This window comes from Methylobacterium sp. WL12 (assembly GCF_008039475.1).
Taxonomy (GTDB): domain Bacteria; phylum Pseudomonadota; class Alphaproteobacteria; order Rhizobiales; family Beijerinckiaceae; genus Methylobacterium; species Methylobacterium cerastii.
Genome location: NZ_VRUW01000014.1, coordinates 12,343 through 34,537, shown reverse-complemented (window position 1 = coordinate 34,537; position 22,195 = coordinate 12,343). Strand labels below are relative to the sequence as shown.

Genomic DNA, 22,195 nt, shown 5'->3' with positions numbered 1-22,195 from the left:
TCGATAAATCGGTATTAAAATGATAAAATTTATTTTGATTGCTTGATACTGTGGCTTTGCTACAAATACCATAGTTCTTCGGCGATTCAGTGCACAGCCGGCAGAACAGACGCTTAGTTTCAGAGCCGACAGGCCCAGGTACCGGGGCCGATCGACTCTGAACAAAAGCTTCAGACCCTTAGACTCAGCCGACCGGGAAACCGGTCGGCTTTTTCTTTGGCGCTAAAGTGGACTTAAAGTTCCGTTTCAAATTCAAATCCAGAATTCAAGACGAAAATTTTATTGTTTGATAAAACGTTGAATTTATACAGCGTCGGATACACTATGATGGCATGTCGCCAGCGAGCGACGCCATCGATACGAGAATTGACCATGAAAACGTTCGTTCTGGCCTGCTCTCTTGGTGCCATCCTGATATCCGGCGCTGCTTCTGCGGCGGACACGCAGCAGTCCATCGACCCGAAACTCATCATCCGCACCAGCGGCGATGGTCTCGACGCCGACGCCTACGCACAGGGCAACGACCGTTCCGGCGGCATGTGGCGGAACGCAATAGGAGCGAGCGGCTCGCTCGCGGCACAGCGCCCGGTCATTGTCGGATCGGTGCCGACGGACCGCCAATGGAGCCACCTGCGGTCGCGCCAGCGCCGGGCCTACGGCGACGCTTACTGAAACCACAGGGCTTGGCCCCGGCACCAGTGTAGAGCATTTTTCATGGTCCTCGGATCATGGGAAATGCTCTATCTCTTTGTGATGCCGCATTGTCTTTCGTTGAACCGGCAACCGCTCTGATGGAAGGTGCTTCAAGCGCTCTGGGCTTGGATGACAGCGGGGGATCCTGCCGCCGTGACCGCAGGCTTCCACACCAAGGTGGCGTGGGTGCCACCCGCATCGCTCGCGATGTCGAACGCGGCGCTGTGCAACCGGGCGATGGAATCGACGAGGCTGAGCCCGATGCCGAAGCCGCTCTTGCCTGTCCTCAACGCCCCGCGCCGGTACCTCTCCCGCACCGCACCGAGTTCTTCGACCGGGATGCCGCAGCCCGTATCGTCGATGCGGATGCCCGGAGGATCGCGCACCAGCGTGACTTTTACCTCGCCACCGGCAGGGGTAAACTTCAGGGCGTTGTCGATCAGGTTGCTCACCGCCTCAAAGATCAGGCTGCGGTCGCCCTCTACGGAACAGGGCTCTTCGGGCTGCTCCCAGCGGAGCCCGATATCCCGTTCCAGGGCTAGGGGCTCGTAGTACTCGACCGCATCCTCCAGTAGGCGAGCGAGGTCGAGGTCCGTAAAGCCCGACCGGCGCATGCGATCTTCCATCTCCGAGATACGCAGTAGTGCTGAGAAGCGGATGACGATATCCTTGACCTCCGCGAGGACATCCTCGTTGCAAGTTCGGAACGCTTCGACGTTGTCGGCCTTGCGGAGCGACCGTTCCAAAATGCCCACCACTCGCGTCAGCGGGGTCCGCAGGTCGTGAGCGATGTTCTCATTGACGCCCTTGATTTCGAACATCAGCCGCTCGAGCTGATCGAGCATGTCGTTCACGACGCCGGTCAGGTGCGCGAGGTCCGCAGAGACGCCCCTTGTCGGCAGGCGCTCGCTGAGGTCACCCCGCATGATGCGCTCGACGGCTTTGGTGATGGCGTCGTTCTGGCGAAGCGATCCGGCGCCGAAGATCACTGCTCCGACGAGACCGATGACGATGGTGGCTGCCATGCCCCAGACGAAGGTTTCGACGAGGGCCTTCTCGAGGGCTTCCAGATCCTTGGCCGAGCGACTTACGAGGACGTATTCGCCGCTCTGAAGGCGGCTCAACTGGCTGAACAGGGTGCGCGACCCGTGCTCCGCCGGCTGCGTCAGTACGAATGGTCGGCCGACCGGGGCCGTTTCAGGAAACGGGATCGGTGCCCCTACGCGGCGAGCGTGGTCGGGTCCGAACAGCACGAGGGGGCGGCCGCCTTCGGCGAAATCCTCCGAGGCGTCGATACGATCGCGCAGGGCGTGGGGCGCGAGACTCAGGAGATGCTTCGACTCCCACCCGACCCACTCGAACGCGGCCTTGCGGCCGTAGCTGCGGGTGTCAAGATAGAGGAAGCCCGAGAGTGCGAGGGAGGCAGTTCCGAACGTCGCGAAGAACAGGCACGCGACCCGGAACCCGCTTGTGCGGCGGACCTCAAGCAGTCGCACGGAGGATGAACCCCGTGTTGCGGACGGTGTGGATGCGCGGGTTCAGCCCGTCGGGATCAAGCTTCTTGCGGATCTTACCGACATGGACGTCGATGACGCTCGACTGGTGGTTGAAGCTGTAGCCCCAAACCGACTCAAAGATCATTTTGCGGCTCACCAGCACGCCCGCGTTCTGCATCAAGAACTCGATGATCGCGAACTCTTTCGGTAGAAGCTCAATCTCCCGACCTGCGCAGTGGAGCACACGCTCGATCAAGTCGAGTTGTAGGTCGCCGACGACGAGTTCGCTCACCGCCTCGGCGGCCATTTTGCGCCGGGCAAGAGCATCGACCCGCGCGGTCAGCTCGATGAACTCGAAGGGCTTGGCGAGGTAGTCGTCGCCCCCGGCACGCAGCCCGTCCACGCGCTCGTTGACGGCCGAGAGCGCGCTAAGGATCAGGACCGGGGTCGAAACCTTGGCGGCGCGCAGCTTGGTAAGCAGAGCGAGGCCGTCGATCTCCGGCAGCATCCGGTCGAGGACGATGACATCGAAGTCACCATCCATCGCCTTGCGTAGACCGATTGATCCGTTCATGGCCTCATCCACCCGAAAGCCGTGTTCGGTCAGTGCCAATCCGATTTCGGCAGCAACGCGCTGATCATCCTCAACCACAAGAACGTTGGCCATCCTTTTATCCTTTTTATTATGGATACGCTGAGCCCCTTTCGGGCTCGGCGCTTCGGCTGGGACGCTGGAGTTATGCTCTTCGCGGTCGGTGTCAAATGGCGCGTTATCAGGCGGCAGGGCGTGCGTCATATCGTCGGCAAAGCTTGTCACATAGGCGCTGTCGTTGGCCATTTCGTCACTCCGCGCTTGCCTGCACGGAGAGCTTGGCAACGGGTTCCCCTGAAGAGACGCTGCCCTTCGGGACGATGCGGCTGCCGTCTCGCAGGTCGGCTGGGGGGTTGAGGACGACGGTGTCGCCGCCCTTCAGGCCGGAACGCAGCTCAAGGGTCGTGCCGAGATCACGCGAGATCGTGATCGGATGAAGCTTCACCGTATCGTCGGGCTGGACCACGGCGACCTGGGTTCCGGCGGCATCGAAGATGAGTGCCTCGGACGGGATCTGAAGGCCGGGATGGGCGCGGGGCACGGCGAAGGTCACGTTCACATAGAGCCCCGGCCGCAGCGCCCCGTCCGGGTTCGCTACGTCAACCTCGGTGTCGAGGGTCCGCACCGACGAGCGCAGGGCCACGGAGCTGCGCGAGACCGTGCCCTGGAAACTCCGCTCCGGCATCTGAGCCACCTGAACCGTCGCTCGGACACCGTCGCGGATGTGGACCGCCGCCGATTGCGGCACCTGGACGGACACGCGTAGCAAGTCCGTGCTTTCGATGGAGAAGAGTGACGCGCCGCTGCCGAGATCGGCATGGACGAGGTCGCCGACATCGACCATGCGCGCCACGACGATGCCGTCGAAGGGCGCGGTCACGTTCTCGAAGGTGGTGAGCGTGCGCAGCCGGTCTACGGTCGCCTGTTGGGCAGTGATGTTCGCCTCGGCCACCTTCACCTTCGCGTCGGCGGCGGTGAGGGCGGCCGTGGCGGTGAGCATCTGCGCCCGGGTCTGGTCGGCAGTCTGCTTCGAGGCCCAGCCCTGGCCGGCGAGCGTCGACGTCCGGGCGTCGGTGGCGTTGGCGAGGGTGACGTTGGCCTTGGCCTGCTCCACGTCGGCATGGGCGACGGCGAGCTGGGCCTGAAGCTGGCCGAGCTGTGCCTCGGCCTGGCTTTTCTGCTGGTCGAGGTCGGGGGCGGCGATGCGCACGAGGAGGTCGCCCTTCTTGACCCGGGAGCCGATATCGACCCGGCGTTCGGCGATGTAGCCAGTGGCACGGGCAAAAATGTCGGCGTGGTCGAAAGCCTCGGTCTGTCCCGGCAGTGTCAGCCTCATCGGCTTGTCGTCCTCGACGGCCGAAACCGTGCGGACGGTCGGTACGAAGCTGATGACGTCTTCCTGCGTCTCCAACGACGTGCGGTAGGTCTGCCAATGGTGCCAGCCGCCCAGGCCGAGGGCGCTGCCGAGCGCCAGAAGCGCGATCACGAACGGGCGCTTGCGCGGCGGGGGAAGGTGCGAATGAGTCAGGGCCTCGCCCAGCAGGTCCTGCCGCAGAGGATCGATCTCGACCGCATGGGCATGCGCCCGCTCCGCGGAGTCGTTCCCAGCGTCGTCGGGTTCGATGAACGGGCTCATCAATAGTCCTCAAGGGGCTTGATCGGGTTGCGGCGGAGAAGCGTGTAGAGGAGCGGTACGAAGAGCAGCGTGGAGAGCGTGCCCATGCCGATGCCGCCCATGACGGCGCGGGCCAGCGCCGCGTTCTGTTCCGAGCCCTCGCCCGAGCCGATCGCCATCGGGATCAGGCCGAGGAACATGGCCGAGGCGGTCATCAGCACCGGTCGCAGCCGGGTGTTGCCGGCCATCAGCGCGGCCTCGGGGGCCGAGCAGCCCGTGGCCTCACGGTGCTCCTTGGCGAAGGTGACGAGCAGGATCGAGTTCGCGCTCGCCACGCCCACCGACATGATCGCCCCGAACAGGGCCGGGATGGAGAAGGTCGTGCCGGTAACGAACAGGCTCATCACGATGCCGCAGAAGGCGAGCGGCAGCGCAGCGATGACTACGAAGGGATCGACCCAAGTCTGGTAGTTGAGGACGAGCAGCAGGTAGACCGCCATCAGCGCGATCCCGAGTCCGACCTCGATATGGGCGAAGGCGCCCTCCATGCTCTCGATCTGACCACGCACACGGATCTTGTCGGGGGCGGGCAACGTCGCCTGCTCCTCCGCGACGATCTTTTCGACCGCGCTGCGCACGCTTCCGAGGTCGGCATCTTGCACGTTGGCGAGGATGTCGAAGGTTGGCTGGGTGTTGACGTGGTTGATCACCGTCTGCTCTGGCTGCCGCTGCATCGTGGCGATATTCGAGAGCAGGATCGGGATGCCCGGCTGGCCGTCTCCGGTGCCGTGGACCGAGACTGGCGTATTCATCAGCCGGGCGATGTCTCCGTTGCGCCATTCCGGGGTCTGCACCCACAGCTGGTACGGCGTGCCGGATTTCGGATCGGCCCAGAAGTTAGGGCTGACTTGAAAGGAGCCGGAAAGGGAGACGTTGAGGTTCTGGGCGATGATCTGCTCGCTCACCCCCATCTCCGAGGCGAGCCGGCGATCAACGTTTACGTACATCTGCGGCGCATCGACGATCTGGTGCAGGTGGACGTCCACCGCCCCCCGCACCGCCGCGACCCGGCGCACGAGCGCGCGGGCGACGGCGAGGTCCTTCGCGTCGTGCCGACCAGAGACCTGCACGTCGATCTGCGCCACGGTGCCGAAGTTCAGGATCTGCGTGATGATGTCGGCGGGCTGGAAATAAAAGACATCCGAAGGAAACGCCCGACGTAGCACCTTCCGCAAACGCCGCTCGTAGAACGAGATCGGCTTGTGCTCACCCTTGAGATTGATGAGCATCTGTCCGTCGTTATAGGCGACGAAGGATGCGTCCATGAACGCGTAATTGTAATTCGACGCCGGCAGGCCGATATTGTCGAGCATGAGGCCTAGCTCGTCCTTCGGGACGACTTGCCGGACGATGTCCTCCACCTGCGCGAAGGTCTTTTCCGCCTCCTCAATCCGCATTCCCGGCCGGGTGCGGATGTGCAGCGTCATCTGGCTCGACTCGATCTGCGGAAAGTAGTCCTGCCCGATGAAGGGGAAGAGCCCCGCTGTCACGGCGAAGACACAGGCTGCCCCGGCAAGCGCCCGCTTCGGATGGCGGATTACCGCACCGAGCAACCCGACATAGCCAGCGTGGAATCGTGCGAAGCCGCGCTCGAAGGCCTCGCGGAATGCCAAGGCGACACGCAGTGGAAAGCGCAGCAGCCACGCAAGCGGCGCCAGGAGGCGCGACAGGAGCGAGCGGCGGCGTGGGCCGACTTCCAGCGCAGGAGCCGCCCCACCATGATGTCTTGCATATTCCGGCGCGACGAGGACGTCGATCAGGATCGCCACAAGGGTGCGTGAGAGCAGGTAGGAGGTGAGCATCGCGAAGACGACCGCCTCGGCCTGTGGCACGAACAGGTAGCGGGGGGCGCCCGTTAGGAAGAACACCGCCGAGAAGGCCGAGCAGATAGCCAGTGTCGAGATCAGCGCCGGCTTGGCGATACCAGCCACGCCTTCCAGCACCGAGCGGCGGAAGGGATAGCCCTCCTCGAACATCCGGTAAGTGTTCTCGATGGCCACCGTGGCGTCGTCCACGAGGATGCCGACGGCCAACGCGAGGCCGCCGAGCGTCATGACGTTGATGGTCTGGCCGAGCGCCACCAGCACCGACAGAGAGGTGAGAATGCAGAGCGGAATCGAGACGAGGACCACGAGTGTCGATCGCCACGAGCCCAGGAACAGGAGGATGGCGAGTCCCGTGAGCCCGGCGGCGATCACCGCCTCGCGTACGACATCGCCGATGGCGTCGGAAACGAAGACCGATTGATCAAACAGCGGCGTGATCGACAGGCCCTTGGGCGAGGCCGCGCGGATGTCCGGCAGGGCCGCCTTCACGGCGTTGACCACGTCCAGCGTCGAGGCCGAGCCGTTCTTCAGCACCTGCAACAGCACGGAATGCTCGCCATCGGCGCGGACGATGTTGGTCTGCGGCGGCGAGCCGTCGCGGACATGGGCGACGTCGCGCAGGAGCACCGGCTGGTCGTTCACGACCTTGATCGGGATGCGGTTAAGCTGATCGACGAGCTGGGGGCTCGAATTGAGCCGCACGGTGTATTGTTGGCGACCGATCTTCGCGAGGCCCGAGGGGACGACGAGGTTCTGCTTGAGGACCGCGTTGGTGACGTCGAGCGGCGTCATGCCCACGGCGCGGAGCTCGGCGAGGTCGAGATCGACCATCACCTGGCGCGGGGCGCCGCCATAGGGCGACGGCAAGGTCGAGCCCGGCACCTGGGCGAGGCGCTGGCGGGTGCGGTACTGGGCGTAATCGAACACTTTGGTCAGCGGCAGCGTGCCCGAGGACAGCGCAAGCTGGATCACCGGCACTGAGGAGGCCGAGAAGCGCATGATCACCGGCGGCTGCACGCCCGGCGGCATGCGCGAGCGGATGGCGTTCATGGCGGAATCGACCTGCGTCATGGCGAGGTCGATGCTTACGGCGGAATCGAAATAGATCCGCTCGGTCACGGTCCCCTGGATGGACGTCGACTCGATTCGCTTGATGTTGTTCACGTTGCTGGACAGCGAGAACTCGCTGTAGTTCGTGATGCGCTGAACCATGTCGGTGGCGTCGAGACCGCTATAGGTCCACACCACGACAACGACGGGAATGTCGACCGAGGGCAGCACGTCCTTCGGCGCTACGGCGATTGCGCCGACGCCGCCCAACGCCATCAAAATCGCCAAAACGTAGAAGCTCTTGCGGAATTTCAGTGCGAACCGAACAAGATTCATCGATAAATCGGGCTTCCCGGCACAACCCACCATGCGGCCAGCGCCTGAAGCGCGCTCGGACGAACAGAGGAAAGGCGCTATTTGGAGGTCTTTGAACGAAGCGAAGTAAGTCGACCGCTAGATAGAGCTAGACGAAAGGTCTTACGAATGAATTCGAGATTGATTTTTTAAAAATATTTTGAAACAGAAAATCGCCACGCAGCCTTTAAAAGGTGGGAAGCAACTAGCCCGTGAGGCGAAGGGACAGCTCAAGCGCAAAATAGTCAAAAATTTAATTTATAAATAAAAATTAAAAACAGCTATTTTACTTCAGCGATCAAATGTTTATTCGATTGCCTGATCAGAGTTTGTGAGCCACCATTCTCCGTCGGCGCCGGCTTGGCAGGCTTGCGCGTTCGGAGTTCCCGATGTCGAGACAGCCCATCCGCGTCCTCGCGGCTCTGGCGATCCTTTCGCCATGGGCCACTTCTGCTCTGGCCCGGAACGAACAGCCAGCAGGCGGTGCCTTCATGAGCAGTTACACGAGCGATCCATATTTCGATCCGCGCTCCCGCTATTCGCAGGAACATTCCCTGGGCGACATTGGCGGTCAACCGATGCTGACGGAGCCCAACGGCGAGAGGCCTCCCTGCGCCCTGTTCGATCAGGCCTGCGAGCAGGCCTTCGAACGGAACCGGCGGCACGCCTATCCTTGAAGGCTAGTAGCCCGTCCGAGTAACGGGTTTGCGAATTGAGATTTGGGGTTGAGATCAGGGCGATCCAGACTTCCGCGAGGAAGCTCTGAAGGGCGTCGTGATCGACCTCTCGGCGGCGCACTTCTGGGACATCTCGGCCATCAATGCCCTCGACCGGGTCGTCCTCAAGCTCCGCCACCACGGGATCACCGTCGACGTCGTCGGCATGAACGAGGCGATGGCAACGATGGTCGAGCGCATCGGTACTCACGATGAACCTGGGGCGACCTTCGCCGTCGGGGGGGCATTGATCTTGGGAAAGCTATTGTTGCATCGTTTTGATTCTTTGTGCGTATGACGCTTCATATAACCGGTTGCTGGCGAAATCCACCGAAGCGTCAGGGGGGCCTGGGTGCATGGTCCGACGGTCGGAGGAGAGGTCTAGGACCCGGTCGGATACCAGCCGATCACCCTACGCGAGGCGATGGTCGTGTCGGACCCGAAGCCGTACATCCGGACCGATCCGGTTGGGATCTCCATGGCCTCGACCTGGCTCGGCCCAAGGCCTCCAGCACCATTACGAGGGCTCGCAACGCGTTGCCGTGACCGGCGACCAAGGTTTGGATGCGCGTCGCTACCGGTTGGATGGATTTGATTTAGAAGGGGACGATCCGGTCGATCGTATGCCTGAGGATTTCGCATTCGGGAAGCGGCCCATACGCTCATTTACCGATCTAAGAGCAAAGGGTTTCGCCCTCTAATATTATTTCATCGGACGTATCGCGACATTAAAATCCTGGTCTATGATTAATACATACTCGGTCGGAACGTAAAATGCTCCGACGGTCGTATCAGAACAAGTCACCCTCACGGCGTATCCATTTCCACTCTTGCCCAGGAAGGTCGCCCTCGTTGCTATTGGGCAAGAGTAAGTTTCAGATCTAATTAAAGCTCCAAAAGCTCGAAGTTGATCTTTTGTCGCTGGATCATCCCCTGGCAGGTTATTTTCCGTCAGGAGAAAAGCACAGATTACGACCATATTTTGCATGAAGACGCTCATTACCCATGCCCTCGGTTCTGCTCTTCGCCTCCTATAGCGCCCCCTGCCTTCGCCGACGAAATACCACTTGCGGTACATCCGTTGTCGAAGGTCGATTGGGCGGCACTCCACTGATCCTACCCAAACAGCAGGATGCAAAACAACGCCCGCTTACAGGCAGACATGGAAACGGACTGAGCCGACGCGTTGGGTCGCGACCCGTGCGTCCGCTCTACGACCGGGATGGGTGGATTTCCGCCGGTCCGCTTTCGGACGGCAACGTACGTGAGCAGACGTTGCCGCCGCGCCCGTTCACGACCCTTAGCGGGACCTGGGAACGTCCGCTTGCGGGTCGCTAAGTTAAGCGGAGCCTGGACGGCGTCGCGCATGGGGGCGCCTATCGGCCCTGCGAACGCCCGCAAGCTGGAAGCGCTTGGATGTGAGAGCGCCGCCGACGTGGGCGACCTCGATACCCGGGTGGTGCGCAAGGCCATGGCGGTGATGGGCGAGCGCCTCGTGCAGGAGCTGCACGGCGTCGCCTGTCTCGACCTTGAGGAGGTAACCGCCACCCGCAAGGGGTGCGCCGTCACCCGCAGCTTTTCGGACCGGGTCGAGGATCTCGCCACCATGGAGCAGGCGATCGCAACCCACGCGAGCCGGCTCGGAGAGAAGCTGCGCCGGGGGGCTTGGGACGGACCACGTCACGGTCTGCTCACACACCTCGGAGCACGACCGGACCCGACCGCAACGCTCGGTCTCGACGGTGAGGACCCTGCACGAAGCCAGCAACGACACGCTGGTTCTGGTGAAGGCCGCACTGCACGGCGTCCGGCGGACCTGGCGGAGCGGCTTCCGCTACTCCAAGGCCGGCGTGGTCACGACCGACCTCCTGCCGCTCCACGCCTCCCAGCGGGCGATGCCAGGCCTCGGCAAGATCGCCTGCGAGCAGGGTGCCGCGCTGATGGCCGCGCTCGACGTCTGCAACCGACGCTTCGGGCGCGGATCGATCGTTCCGGCCGCCGCAGGGTTCGCTCCTACGCGGGGGTGGTCCACGAAATGCGAGATACGCTCACCACGATACACGACCCGGCTCGACGAGATCCCGGTCGTGGCGGGTGGAGGAGTCTCGGGATCCGGCGGGGGAGCGCCATCGAGGGTCTGACTGGATGACGAGGAGCATCAGGTGCGATACGCTTCAATCGCCTCGGGGCATCGCCGCCGGTCAGTCGCCGCCTCCGCCCGTGACGGCGCGGTGTGTCATCCGTCCCGCCTCGGCGAAGGGCATCATGGCGGCACCGGCGGCGACGACACCGGCAACCATTCGGAGTTCGGTCGGCTGGCCCGGGTCGTCCGCAATCCGCTCCGCCTCGACCTGAAGGCGACGGTTGCAGGCCTTTGACGGCAGGGCATCGTCCGGTGTGCAGGCGTCGTGACGGGCGCAGGCGGCGTCCAGGACGTCGATGGGAGCCAGGGGACTTTTGTTGCCCGGACCACAATAGTTGCCGTGGATCAACATGGTCGGTCGGGAAGACGAAGATCCTGGTTGTGCCAGGGACGGGCTCGCCAGGGTCACGGCGAGTAAGATCGGGGTAGCTAGACGGAAGGACATGATATGTTTGCCTCGTATGGTCCCGCCCCCTCAAGCGTGACGCCTACGGCATCATCTCGGGTGCCCCGGGCCGTCCCGCGCGTGCATCCCGCTCGCTTTCGCCTGGCATCCGCTCATTGGTCGAAGGGCGTGCCGTGTACGACATCCGAGACGGGGATCCCCACCTTCGCCAGGGAAAGCGGAGGCGTCCGGCCACTCGGGAACGTGGTCTCCCAGCCGCCGCCGAGCGCCTTGGATAGGGCGACGAAGTCGGTGGAGATCGCCGCCGTCGCCTGGGACAGGTTGGTCTCCGCCTGAAGCACCGTCTGCGACGCCTGCAGCACCGTGGTGAAGATCTCGACGCCCTGGGTGTAGCGCGCCCGCGACAGGGACAGCGCCTGGCGCGCATCGGCGACCTGCCTGGCTAGGCGGCCCCGGCGCGCCTCGTCGCCGCGCAGGGAAGCCAAGGCGTTGACGACGTCGTGCCAGCCCTGAAGCACCGCCTTCTGGTAGGCGATCGCCGCTTCCTGCTGGCGGGCGCGCTGGAGGACGAGGTTCGATTTCAGTCGCCCGCCTTCGAACAGCGGTATCGAGATCGACGGTCCGATGTTCATGTACTGCAGCGACGAGCCCCGGAACAGCTTGCCCGGATCGACCGAGTTCACGGTCGGGCTGCCGGTGAGCGTGACGCTCGGGAAGAACTGCGCCTCGGCCACGCCGATTTCCGCCACCGCCGAATGCAGGTTGGCCTCCGCACGACGGATGTCGGGGCGGCGCAGGACCAGGCTCGACGGCACCCCAACCGGCACGCGCGGCGGCACCGGCGGGATCGCCCGGCCAGCCACGAGTTCCTGGGACAGGGCGAGCGGCGGCTCGCCAAGCAGCAGCGAGATCGCGTTGATCTGCTGGATCTCCTGCTGCTGGAGTTGCGGCAGTTGCGCCTTGATCGCCTCGACCTGCTGGGCGGCGTTGGACGTGTCGAGGCCGGTGACCAGACCCTTCTGCTGACGCACCCGGACGACGTCGAGGATCTGCTCGTTGACCCGGATGTTGGCGAGGTCGATCCGGATCAGCTCCTGGGTCCCGCGCAGCTGAACGTAGTCGCGTGCCAGCTCGGCCTGGCTGGATACCAGCGCATCGCGGCGCTGCTCGGCCGATGCGTCCGCCTGCGCCTGAGCGGACTCCACCGAGCGGCGGACCTTGCCCCATAGGTCGAGCTCCCACGATGCGTCGAAGCCGAGGGTGTAGCTCTCGAACCCGTTGGTCAGCGGCGCCGTCGGATTGCTGCCGCCGGTGCCACCGCCAAGACTTCCGAGCGAGTTCGACAGGAGGCCGATCGTTCCGTTCTTGCTGAACTGCTGGCGATACGCGCTGCCCTGGCCATTGATTGTCGGCAGCCCGGCGGCGGCGGCGCTCCCGAGCTGGGCCCGGCTCTCGAACAGGCGGGCGGTCGCGGTCTGCACGTCGAGGTTCTGCGCGGCGACGCGGTCCTCAAGCTGGGACAGGACCGGGTCCCGGAAGGCCTGCCACCACGCCACGTCAGGCTCGGCCTCGGTCGTGCGCGACAGGAGACGTCCCGCCCGACGGACCGGAAGTCCGGTGTCGAGGTAGTCGCTCGACTCCGCGAGCGGGGTCGTCGGGGTGGCGAAGTCCGGGCCCACCGTGCAGCCGGCGAGGCCGAGCACGGAGGCGACGAGCGCCGCATAGGTGCGTCGTTCAGGGTATCGGCGAAGCGTCATCTCAATGTCCTCCGCCGCCGCCTTGCGCGGTCTTGGCCGATATCAGCAGGCACAGCGGCACGACGAGGAACGCCAGCAGCGCCGTGTATTGGTACACGTTGCTGTAGGCCAGCACCTGAGCCTGCTTGATGTAGGTCTGGTAGGTGTGCGCCACGGCCTGCTGATGCACCACGGAGGCCGCGCGTCCGAGCGACCTGAGCGTGTGCTCGCTCTCCTGGATGAGCGTGTTGTAGCCTTGACGTAGCGGCGTCATGAACGCCGAGAGGTGGGCCTGATCGGACTGCGTCCGCTCCGTCACCGCGGCGGTGGAAAGCGAAATCCCGATCGAGCCGAACACGTTTCGGAACATCGAGAACAGGGCGGATCCGTCGCTGCGGTACTTCTGGGGAAGCGTCAGGTAGGCAACGGTGGAGATCGGCACGAACAGGAAGGCGAGCGCCGCCGTCTGCAAGGTGCGCATCAGGACCAGTGTTCGGAAGTCGATGTCGGGCGCGATCCGGCTCGAATAGAACATCGCGCAGCCCATGAAGGCGAACCCGAACATGATGATGTAGCGGGTCTGAACGAACTTCATCGCGATGCCGACGATGGGGATCAGCACGATGACCGCGACGCCCCCCGGGGACAGGATGAAGCCCGAATCGAGGGCGGTGTAACCCAGCACCTGCTGGGCGAACTGCGGGATCAGCACGGACCCTGCGTAGAGCAGTGCCCCGACGGCGCCGATGAGCAGGCAGCCGACGGCGAAGTTCCTGTCCTTGAACACCCCCAGGTCGATGATCGGCTTCTTCGCGGTGAGCAGCCAGCAGATGGCGCCGAAGATCCCGAGGAAGGCGAGGACCGCCATGGTCCGGATGAACGGCGAGCCGAACCAGCCGTCGTCCTCGCCGCGGTCGATCATGATCTGCATGCAGCCGATGCCGAGGATGATCAGCCCGAGGCCGACGTAATCTAGGCCGCGTGAGCGCTTCTCCTTCTCGGATGGGGGATCCTGGACGAGGTAGGCGTTGGCGAAGAGGGTGAAGATCCCGACCGGCACGTTGATGAAGAAGATCCAGCGCCAGGTCGAATGCTCGACGAGGTAGCCGCCCAGCGTCGGCCCGAGCACGGGTGCGACGACGGTCGCCACCGCCGTCACCCCGAAGGCGGCCCCGCGCTTGGCCGGCGGGAAGGTGTCGAGGATGATCGATTGCTGGCTCGGCTGAAGGCCGCCGCCGAAGAAGCCCTGCATCAACCGGAACATGATGATCTGGCCGAGGCTCTGCGACAGCCCGCAGAGGAACGACGAGACCGTGAACATGCCGATGCAGATCAGGAAGTAGCGCTTGCGCCCGATGGTGTCGGACAGCCAGCCCGCGATGGTCAGGACGATGCCGTTGGCCACGAGGTAGGCCGTCAGGGTGTAGGTCGCCTCGTCGTTGGAGGCCGCCAACGACCCGGCGATGTAGGGCAGGGCCACGTTGACGATGGTGGTGTCGAGCACCTCCATGAACGCCGCCAGCGTCACCGCGATGGCGATGAGCCAGGGGTTGTGGGCGGGCTTCCAACCGTCGGATGCACCGCTCACTTCAGCAACACCGTGGGCTCGACGCTGACGCCAAGCGGCAGTGGCTCGTCCTTCCGCAGACCACTGTCGATGACGATCTTCACCGGCACGCGCTGGACGATCTTGATGAAGTTGCCGGTGGCGTTCTCGGCGGGGAAAGCGGAGAATTTCGAGCCCGACCCGCGCTGGATCGACTCGACGTGCCCCTGGAGGTCGAGGTCAGGGTAGGCGTCGATGGTGACCTTGACCCGCTGCCCGGGGCGCATGCCGTCGAGCTCGGTCTCCTTGTAGTTGGCCGTGACCCAGACGTCGGTGGTGACCAGCGACATGACCTGCTGCCCGGCGGTGAGGTAGTCGCCAGCGTTGACGTTGCGCTTCGTGACCCAGCCGTCCTGGGACGCGCGCACCACACTCCACTCGATGTTGAGGTTGGCCTGGTCGACCTGAGCCTTCGCCTGCTCGGCCTGGCCCTTCAGCTGGTCGACCTGCTGCTCGGACTGGCCGATGTTCTGCTGCACCGGCATCGCCTGGACGAGGCGGGCCTGGGCCTGCTCGACCTGCGCCTTGGCCTGTTGGTAGTTCGACGCCGTGGTGTCGACCTCCTGCTGCGTCGTTGCGAGCTTCGGAAGGCTTTTCTGCCGGTCGTAGTTGGCCTGCTGAAGCGCGAGGTTGGCCTTGGCCGAATCGAGGTTGGCCTGCGCAAGCTGAAGTGAGGCGGGGAAGTTCTTCTTGGCGATTTCGACGCCCAGTTTCTGACTGGCGATCTGGGCGTTGCTCGCGTCGAGCTGGCCCTGGGCCTGCTCGCGGCTGAAGACGAACTGCCTCGGGTCGATGCGGAAGAGCGGATCGCCCTTGTGCACGAACTGGTTGTCGGTGACGTCGAGGGCGATGACCTGTCCGGCGACCTGCGGGGCGACGTTGACGATGTTGCCGTCGGTGTAGGCGTCGTCGGTGCTGATCTTCCCGCGGGTGGACAGCCAGTAGTACAGACCGCCCCCGGCCAGCAGCAGCAGGACCACGGCGGCGATCCCGATCACCAGCGGCCGGCGTTTCTTCCGAGCCCGCTGGTCGTCCTCGTCGTCGTCCGACTTCTTTTTGTCCTCCTTCTCGTCGTCGCCCTTGTCTGCGTCCGACTTCTTTTTGGCTTCTCGCTTGTCGGCATCCTCGCTCCGGCCTCGGTCACGTCCGGCGTCCGACCTCTGGTCGCGACGGTCCTGCTCGTCGCGGCTGCGGTGGGGCCGTTCGTCGTCACGGCGGTCAGCCGCAGATCGGTCGTCGTCGTCCCGAGCGGACCTATCCCGGTTCGGACGCGCACCTTCGTCGGAGGGGCGCCGCCGCCCGTCGACGGCGTCGGGATGGCTGTCGTCGTACCGGGCCCCTGCGCGCCGCATCGAGCCGACATCAAGCATGTCCCGTCGGCTTGCGGACCGCGTCGGCGATCGGAAGTCGTCTACATCGTCTTCGCGCATGGCGGGGAACGTAAGCCTTTGCCCTCGCTAAGCTCTCAGCGAGATGATGTGGACGCGCCCATCCGAAGCCGATAGGAACATCTGAACCGAACGTTTCGTTTCTAATCTAGAAACAGGTGGTTATGTCAAGCGAAACGGTCGGTTCGGAAAAGCGCTCGCGAGTTCGTGTTCCACGCGGCGATCGGCGTCGTGCGGAGATCGCGGCGGTCGCGGAACAGGTGTTCCTCAAGCACGGTTTTACCGAAACCACGATGCGGCTGGTGGCGGTCGAAGCCGGCGCTTCGACCGAGACGGTTTACCGCCACTTCGGTTCGAAGGATGACCTGTTCATCGAGGTGGTGGGCAATCGTACGCTCGAACTCCGACAGCGGATCGATACCGACCTCGAAAGTACCGGGCCGCTGCCAACCGTCCTCAAGGCTGTCGGGACGAACCTCTACGAATCGATGGTCATGCCGGAAATGTCGGCGCTTGCACGCATCATCGTCGCCGAGGTCTCGCGTAATCCCGCCCTGGGTGAAGCCTTCTACGCCATGTGCCCCGGTCGTACGCTGCACAAGCTGACAGAATACCTGAAGGACGCCCAGGCCCGCAGCACGTTCATCGGGGACGACCCAGAACTCGCAGCGAATATGTTCATCGGACTGATCATCGGAAATATCGTCCCGGTGCGCCTGTTCATTCCCCATAGGGACGATGTCGGCACCGAGCGCATGCAAGGCCATGTCGACGAGGCGGTCCGGATCTTTCTCGCGGTCTACCATGCGAAGGCTTGACCGGATGCGATGCCGGAAGGCGGCCGCATCACGGTCGAGACGGCCAACAAGTGGATGGACGAGCGGGCGGCGAGCCAGCACGGCATGCCGGAAGGGCAGTATCTCGCCCTCAGTTTGACCGACACCGGCACCGGCATGCCGCCGGAGGTGGTCGCACGGGTGTTCGAGCCGTTCTTCACAACCAAGCCCATCGGCGAGGGCACGGGGCTAGGGCTGTCGATGATCTACGGCTTCGCCCAGCAGTCGGGCGGGCAGTTCCGCATCTACTCCGAGGTCGGCCAGGGCACGACCGTCTGCATCTACCTGCCCCGGCACTACGGAGCGGTCGAGGACGAGACGGTGGGCGAGCGGATGGTGGAATTCCCGCGCTCGCAGGCCGGCGAGACCGTGCTGATCGTGGACGACGAGCCCACCGTGCGCATGTTCGTCACCGACATCCTCGAAGATCTCGGCTACGTGGCCATCGAGGCGGGTGACAGCGCGACGGGTCTCAAGGTTCTGCAATCGGATGTGCGCATCGACCTGCTGGTGACGGACGTGGGCCTACCTGGCGGCATGAACGGGCGGCAGATGGCGGACGCGGCGCGGAACCATCGCCCTGACCTTAAGGTGCTGTTCATCACCGGCTATGCGGAGAACGCGATCCTCGGGAATGGGACGCTTCCGCCGGGCATGGCGGTGCTGACGAAGCCGTTCGCGATGGACAACATGGCCGCGCGCATCCGCTCCATGATCGAGGGCGGCAAAGGAGCAGGCTCGTCGCTCGTAATCCCGCTGATGACGGCAGGGAGGCTGCTGGCGCGGAACATGACCTCGCCTGATCCGGATAACCGCTTGTACTAAGTTACCGGTCCCATTGCCGATCTTTATCCAAAAGGCGAGGGAACAAGGCAAAAACCATAATGTTGACTGTGGTGCGGCTCTCTAGAGCAACGCGCCTTAGAATGTTGCTAGTCTAGCAGCGGACAAATCGCTTATGCCTAAGCATGTATTCATTGATCAAGTTGTTCAGAGCGAACTTAAACATTCGCGCAAGCGACTGAACCACTCTTGGGGCGTTCTGCAATCGTCTCGCTCGATCATCGATGCATCCCGGGAGGCGATCCGCAAATCTCGTACGTTACTAAGATCACTTCCCGAGCGTTCAATAGACGGCGCAGAACAGGAAATTGTCCAAAACCCTCTACTCGCAATGGATGACGAGGCAATCAGCCACCTCGTTGATAATTTGATTGCTGCTTACTTAGAAGCTTGTGCAACGGGTGATGATACTGACATCGAGACGATTGGTAAGGCGCTCAAAATCATAGGGACACACCTAGCTAGCGAGATCGGGCCGAAGGCGGCCGGCATGCCGTTAAGTTAAGCGGGACTTTGGTATGCCAAACCCTATATATGATCCATGTCAAAAACACCGCGCGACCCGGCCATAGTGCGCGATAATTTGGAGCGCATCGCTCGCGCTCTGAACCAACCTGTGACCGCTCTCTTTGGCGAGGGTGGTTCGGCTCTCCGGGAAGCCGAGACGCTCGCGCTTGTGCAAGCCTTTGACACCATTGCGAACCCTCAGTCTCGCGCTCACTGCAGAGGTGGCTCGGGGAATCTGCACAGGGGGCTGAGTGGAATTTCTGCCTGACGGCGGCCAGGATGGCCGCGGATCAGGAGCGACGATGAGCAAGCGACAGCGCCGGAATCACCTTCCGGCTTTCAAGGCGAAGGTGGCTCTGGCCGCTCTGAAGGGTGAGAAGACCCTGGCCGAGTTGGCCCAGCAGTTCGATGTCCATCCCAACCAGATCACGGCCTGGAAAGCCCAGCTGCTCGATGGGGCTGCCGGGGTGTTCGGATCAGAGGCCCGGCCGGAGGCGGCCCCGGCCATCGACGTGAAGACGCTGCATGCCAAGATCGGCGAGTTGACGCTGACCAACGATTTTTTGTCCGGTGCGCTCGGAAAGGCCGGTCTGCTGAGCGCAAAGCGATGATCGATCGCGGTCACGATCTCCCCATCGCCGGTCAGGTCAAGGCGCTCGGGATCAGCCGGGGCAGCGTCTATTATCTGCCACGTCCGATCCCGGTAGCCGATCTCGCCGTGATGCGGCGGATGGACGAGCTGCATCTTGAGCTTCCCTTCGCGGGAAGCCGGATGCTGCGGGATCTCCTGAACAAGGAGGGTATCGCGATCGGACGCTGCCATGTCGTGACGCTGATGAAGCGCCTGCGGATTGAAGCGCTCTACCGCAAACCGAACACCTCGAAGCCTGCGCCGGGGCACAAGATCTACCCGTATCTCTTACGCGGGCTGACGATCGATCGACCCAATCAGGTTTGGGCCATGGACATCACCTACGTGCCGATGGCCCGCGGCTTCGTCTACCTTGCTGCCGTGATTGATTGGTTCAGCCGCCGAGTGCTGTCCTGGCGCCTCTCGATCACGATGGAGGCTGAGTTCTGCGTCGAGGCTCTAGAGGAAGCGATGACCCGGCACGGCAAGCCGGAAATCTTCAATAGCGATCAGGGCTCGCAGTTCACGAGCCACGCCTTCACCAGCGTACTGCTGGAGGCCGATATCGCCGTCAGCATGGACGGCAGGGGCGCGTGGCGCGACAACGTCTTCATCGAGCGGCTATGGCGGTCGGTCAAATACGAGGAGATCTATCTGCACGCCTACGATACCGTCAGCACGGCCCGTGCCTCGATCGGCCGATATCTCGCCTTCTACAATGGGCGCAGGCCTCATTCGAGCCTCGGCCGGCAGACACCCGACCAGGCCTACTTCGACAGGCTGCCGCATCCCGCGGCCGCCTGAAACTGGCAGGACTCCACTTATCCAAGTCCAGGTCGCTGTTCAGACAAACCGAACCACCTCTCTGCATCGCATTTGTAGAGTCGGAGGCTGCACGCGGAACCGTGGCTGAGACTGATCCAGTCTGATGAGACTGCTACGAAATGCTGGCCGTTGCTCATTCTTCAGCAACCTGTCTGGTACATTCTCATCGATGCTGCCTAAGCAGCCGGCTGTTCCCCCCGAACCGCTGCGGCGGTCCTGCCTTTGTCCCCACAAGCAGGACCGCCACTTCCGTTTTCGAAGTTGAAAAGTCGAAGGCGGCTCGAACGTCGACTTGTCGCTACCGAAGCAGCCACGTGCCGACGTAGGTCAAAGCCGCTGAGTAGACGGCGTGTCCGTTCTCATCCGTCACCACGACGGTGATGGTCTGGCGCTCACCGTCCTTCGGGATCTCGTCACTGGCGATTGATGGTAGCAGGCGCTTGGCTTCGAGCGCAGCCGCCTGGATGTCGTCACAGACGGTGCCCACCTCATCGCGCTTGTTGATGCCATCATGGATGTCGAAGAAGTAGCGGGGCATAAAGCTCTCGACGCTGCATGGCCGGGAGCACAAGTGTCTCACAAGCGCGGGCGGCCGGTGTCGAGACCCACGATGCATCAACGGTAGGTAGCTCGACCGATGCTGGCAACAACGTGTGTTTGTGAGGCCGCCAAATGCTGGAGCGGTTCGTCTCCAGCCTATTAGCCGAGTTGCAGGTAGGAAGGGTCAAATTCCGCGACCTGCACGAGCCCGTTCCAATTTATGATATTGAGCGCCCGCGTGCGGTGCTCGATAAGACCCTGAGCCCGCATCTCCTGTAAGACGCGGTTGGTGTGGACGCTGGAAAGGCCAAGCGCATCGCCAAGTTCACTTTGTGTGATCGGCAGCGTGCAACGGTGCTCGGCCGCAAGGCCGATGGCTTCCAGCTTGCAGTAGAGTTCGCAGATCAGATGCGCCAAGCGCCCGAACCCGTCGCGCTGCCCCATGCCGGCGATCCACTGACGGAAGATCGCTGCATCGATCAGGGTCTCACGCCACATGATGCCCGCGAGACCGGGAAAGCGCCGGGTAACGTCTAGCAGGACCTCGTGCGAGATGAAGGCGATCGTGGCCGCTGTCAAAGCCCCGAGGCTGTGATCCATCGTTTCGATGTGCAGGCTATGCAGATCCGGCACGTCGCCGGGCACGTGGAACGACAGGATCTGGCGGCGGCCCTCACCGAGAAGCTTGTAGCGGTACGCCCAGCCTTCCACGATCAGGCAACTGTGCTCGGGCTTCTCTTTGTCGAGGACGATATCCTGCCGAGCTCGAAGCGGCTGAATTTTCATTGGTAGATTTTCGACAGCCCTTCTTTCCTCATCCGAGAGGTGGCCGATACGTTCCAGGCGACGCACGAGCAGCCCAGGTGCAGTTTTGCTTTCTACCGAGGCCATAAGGCTGCGCCCTCCTGAGCGCGTAAGCAGGCGCTTCCGGAGCGTTAGCACTGGAACGAGCATGCTGATGACGCGATCAGCCTACCGACATATGTTAAAATTACCAATCGCCTACGGGGGGTTATGAGCAGTCCATAAGCCGATGCCTGCGGTTCCTATTCCCCGCTGCATCGACCTTCACACCCTTTCCCTGGCCCGAGGCGTGCGGCTGGAAAGCGCGCGAAGCCAAAGGTCCGCTCCCGGGCATTGAGCCAACTTCCGCTTCCCACCCCAAGCTGAAGTTGCCGGACGGCCGACGAACGTCTGCTTCGGGGGAACGACGACAGCGCTTCTTGCGGATGGGTTGGATCGTGAACGGAAACGTCCGTTTGCCCATCGTCTTCCGGACACCCGTGAGTGACAAAGTTGGGTGGTTTCTGCCCGTCCGCTTCTGGGAACCGGATACTCAAGGGCCGGGAGTGGATGGCCAAGCCGAAGGCCGCCGCCTGATCCCCCACCACACCACGACCATCGGAAGGAAGATGCCCATGAGACGCCGGACGTTCACCGCGGCCCTGTCCCTTCTCGCCTTGATGGTGGTCCCGGCCATGGCGGCAAGCGAGGTACCCGCGGGGTACTATTCCGACCAGAAGGTCGTCTACCAGAACGACGGCGGCGCGCCGGACAACGCCACCTACTTCAAGCACATTCTCGGCAACATGAAGAACCATATCGAGGCCGTGGGCAAGGACCACATCCAGGTTCAGGTGGTCGACTTCGGCGATGGCGTCGACTTGTTCAAGACGGCCTCGAACGACCCCAAGCTCGCAGGCCAAATCGACGCCCTGAAAGCCGATGGCGTCAAGTTCCTGATTTGCAAGAACACCCTGATCCAGAGGAAGATCGACTGGCACGATCTGCACGGCGTGACGGAGGAGGACATCGTCCCGAGCGGGGTCGCCGAGTTGGTCCGGCTCCAGGGAATGGGCTTCACCTACGTCCATCCGTAGGACCGCGTGCTCACCCGTTGCCCGTAGTGCCTCGGCACCACAATCGAGGCGCCACGAGGTCCAGGTCGTGAGAAGCCGGCCGGGCCCGTCATCCAGGGAGCCTCGATGGATACGACGGTTGAAGTCTGGGCGGACGCGCTCGAACGCCTCACGCCGAACACGCCCGGCCATGCGGACAGGTTCGACCTCGTCCTGGATCGGTTGGAGGCCGCCGTCGTCCGGAGGGGAGACCTCATCCTGATCCTCGACCACATCGCGGGTCGCCTGCAACGGCGGGGCCGGCCCGGCCACGATGCGCTCGTGGCCGGCATCAGGAAGCGGCAGGGGCGGTGCGCGGCGCGGGGCATTGTCTCGGTGGATGGCACTTGAGATGCCTCGCTCGGTCCCTGGCGACGATACGGGGATCGGCTACGGTCGGGCTCGCCCGGAACGCGGAGATGACCGATGGCGTG

Annotated in this window: 16 protein-coding genes and 4 pseudogenes; 10 read left to right on the top strand and 10 right to left on the bottom strand. The window is 63.2% G+C overall.

Annotated elements, in window-relative coordinates; genetic code table 11:
- Positions 1-372: 372 nt before the first annotated feature.
- Entirely contained in the window at positions 373-672 is a 300-nt protein-coding gene (locus tag FV226_RS08255) for a hypothetical protein (RefSeq protein WP_147762531.1), read from the top strand.
- A 131-nt stretch (positions 673-803) separates the two neighbouring features.
- Here FV226_RS08255 and FV226_RS08250 read toward each other — a convergent pair whose 3' ends face one another.
- From FV226_RS08250 to FV226_RS08235, 4 genes are all read right to left on the bottom strand, one after another.
- Complete coding sequence (locus tag FV226_RS08250; RefSeq protein ID WP_147762530.1) at positions 804-2,189, bottom strand: ATP-binding protein; 1,386 nt, start codon at positions 2,187-2,189, stop codon at positions 804-806.
- Entirely contained in the window at positions 2,176-2,856 is a 681-nt protein-coding gene (locus FV226_RS08245) for a response regulator transcription factor (RefSeq protein WP_147762567.1), read from the bottom strand. Before FV226_RS08245 ends, FV226_RS08250 begins: the two co-directional genes overlap by 14 nt.
- Before the next feature lie 175 nt (positions 2,857-3,031).
- Positions 3,032-4,417 carry an efflux RND transporter periplasmic adaptor subunit gene (locus tag FV226_RS08240; RefSeq protein WP_147762529.1) on the bottom strand — a complete coding sequence of 462 codons (1,386 nt, stop codon included), beginning with the start codon at positions 4,415-4,417 and terminating at the stop codon, positions 3,032-3,034.
- Entirely contained in the window at positions 4,417-7,668 is a 3,252-nt protein-coding gene (locus FV226_RS08235; protein WP_147762528.1) for an efflux RND transporter permease subunit, read from the bottom strand. Before FV226_RS08235 ends, FV226_RS08240 begins: the two co-directional genes overlap by 1 nt.
- 407 nt (positions 7,669-8,075) lie before the next feature.
- On the opposite strand from FV226_RS08235, the gene FV226_RS08230 reads away from it, so the two are divergent.
- The 3 genes and pseudogenes from FV226_RS08230 to FV226_RS08220 form a co-directional block, all read left to right on the top strand.
- Positions 8,076-8,363 carry a hypothetical protein gene (locus tag FV226_RS08230; protein ID WP_147762527.1) on the top strand — a complete coding sequence of 96 codons (288 nt, stop codon included), beginning with the start codon at positions 8,076-8,078 and terminating at the stop codon, positions 8,361-8,363.
- Positions 8,364-8,430: 67 nt separating this feature from the next.
- Positions 8,431-8,700 (top strand): annotated as a pseudogene (locus FV226_RS08225) (sodium-independent anion transporter); the annotation flags it as partial.
- Positions 8,701-9,780: 1,080 nt separating this feature from the next.
- A pseudogene (locus FV226_RS08220) lies at positions 9,781-10,543 on the top strand (DUF4113 domain-containing protein); the annotation flags it as partial.
- Positions 10,544-10,603: 60 nt separating this feature from the next.
- On the opposite strand, the gene FV226_RS08215 reads toward FV226_RS08220, so the two are convergent.
- From FV226_RS08215 to FV226_RS08200, 4 genes are all read right to left on the bottom strand, one after another.
- Positions 10,604-10,990, bottom strand: coding sequence for a hypothetical protein (locus FV226_RS08215; protein ID WP_147762526.1), 387 nt, complete (start codon positions 10,988-10,990; stop codon positions 10,604-10,606).
- 113 nt (positions 10,991-11,103) lie between these two features.
- Positions 11,104-12,708, bottom strand: a complete 1,605-nt coding sequence (locus FV226_RS08210) for an efflux transporter outer membrane subunit (protein WP_147762525.1) — start codon at positions 12,706-12,708, stop codon at positions 11,104-11,106.
- 1 nt (position 12,709) lies between these two features.
- Positions 12,710-14,275: a DHA2 family efflux MFS transporter permease subunit gene (locus tag FV226_RS08205; RefSeq protein ID WP_147762524.1), complete on the bottom strand. Its 1,566-nt coding sequence runs from the start codon at positions 14,273-14,275 to the stop codon at positions 12,710-12,712.
- Entirely contained in the window at positions 14,272-15,291 is a 1,020-nt protein-coding gene (locus FV226_RS08200; RefSeq protein ID WP_238273269.1) for an HlyD family secretion protein, read from the bottom strand. The genes FV226_RS08205 and FV226_RS08200 overlap by 4 nt, the downstream gene beginning before the upstream one ends.
- Before the next feature lie 554 nt (positions 15,292-15,845).
- Between FV226_RS08200 and FV226_RS28920 the strand changes: the two are divergent.
- The 4 genes and pseudogenes from FV226_RS28920 to FV226_RS08180 all read left to right on the top strand — a co-directional run.
- Positions 15,846-16,049 (top strand): annotated as a pseudogene (locus tag FV226_RS28920) (helix-turn-helix domain-containing protein); the annotation flags it as partial.
- A 9-nt stretch (positions 16,050-16,058) separates the two neighbouring features.
- Positions 16,059-17,342 (top strand): annotated as a pseudogene (locus FV226_RS08190) (TetR/AcrR family transcriptional regulator C-terminal domain-containing protein).
- 133 nt (positions 17,343-17,475) lie between these two features.
- Complete coding sequence (locus tag FV226_RS08185; protein ID WP_147762522.1) at positions 17,476-17,865, top strand: hypothetical protein; 390 nt, start codon at positions 17,476-17,478, stop codon at positions 17,863-17,865.
- A 304-nt stretch (positions 17,866-18,169) separates the two neighbouring features.
- A protein-coding gene (locus FV226_RS08180; RefSeq protein ID WP_147762521.1) for an IS3 family transposase occupies positions 18,170-19,302 on the top strand; the annotation gives its coding sequence in 2 pieces (ribosomal slippage) (positions 18,170-18,425 and positions 18,425-19,302; 1,134 coding nt in all).
- Positions 19,303-19,621: 319 nt separating this feature from the next.
- Here FV226_RS08180 and FV226_RS08175 read toward each other — a convergent pair.
- Entirely contained in the window at positions 19,622-19,861 is a 240-nt protein-coding gene (locus FV226_RS08175; RefSeq protein WP_147762520.1) for a hypothetical protein, read from the bottom strand.
- Between the two features lie 161 nt (positions 19,862-20,022).
- Positions 20,023-20,754, bottom strand: a complete 732-nt coding sequence (locus FV226_RS08170) for a Crp/Fnr family transcriptional regulator (protein WP_147762519.1) — start codon at positions 20,752-20,754, stop codon at positions 20,023-20,025.
- Positions 20,755-21,281: 527 nt separating this feature from the next.
- Between FV226_RS08170 and FV226_RS08165 the strand changes: the two genes are divergently transcribed.
- Together FV226_RS08165 and FV226_RS08160 are read left to right on the top strand one after the other, a co-directional pair.
- Positions 21,282-21,743 carry a DsrE family protein gene (locus FV226_RS08165; RefSeq protein ID WP_147762518.1) on the top strand — a complete coding sequence of 154 codons (462 nt, stop codon included), beginning with the start codon at positions 21,282-21,284 and terminating at the stop codon, positions 21,741-21,743.
- A gap of 105 nt (positions 21,744-21,848) precedes the next feature.
- Positions 21,849-22,112, top strand: a complete 264-nt coding sequence (locus FV226_RS08160) for a hypothetical protein (RefSeq protein ID WP_147762517.1) — start codon at positions 21,849-21,851, stop codon at positions 22,110-22,112.
- Positions 22,113-22,195 lie beyond the last annotated feature (83 nt).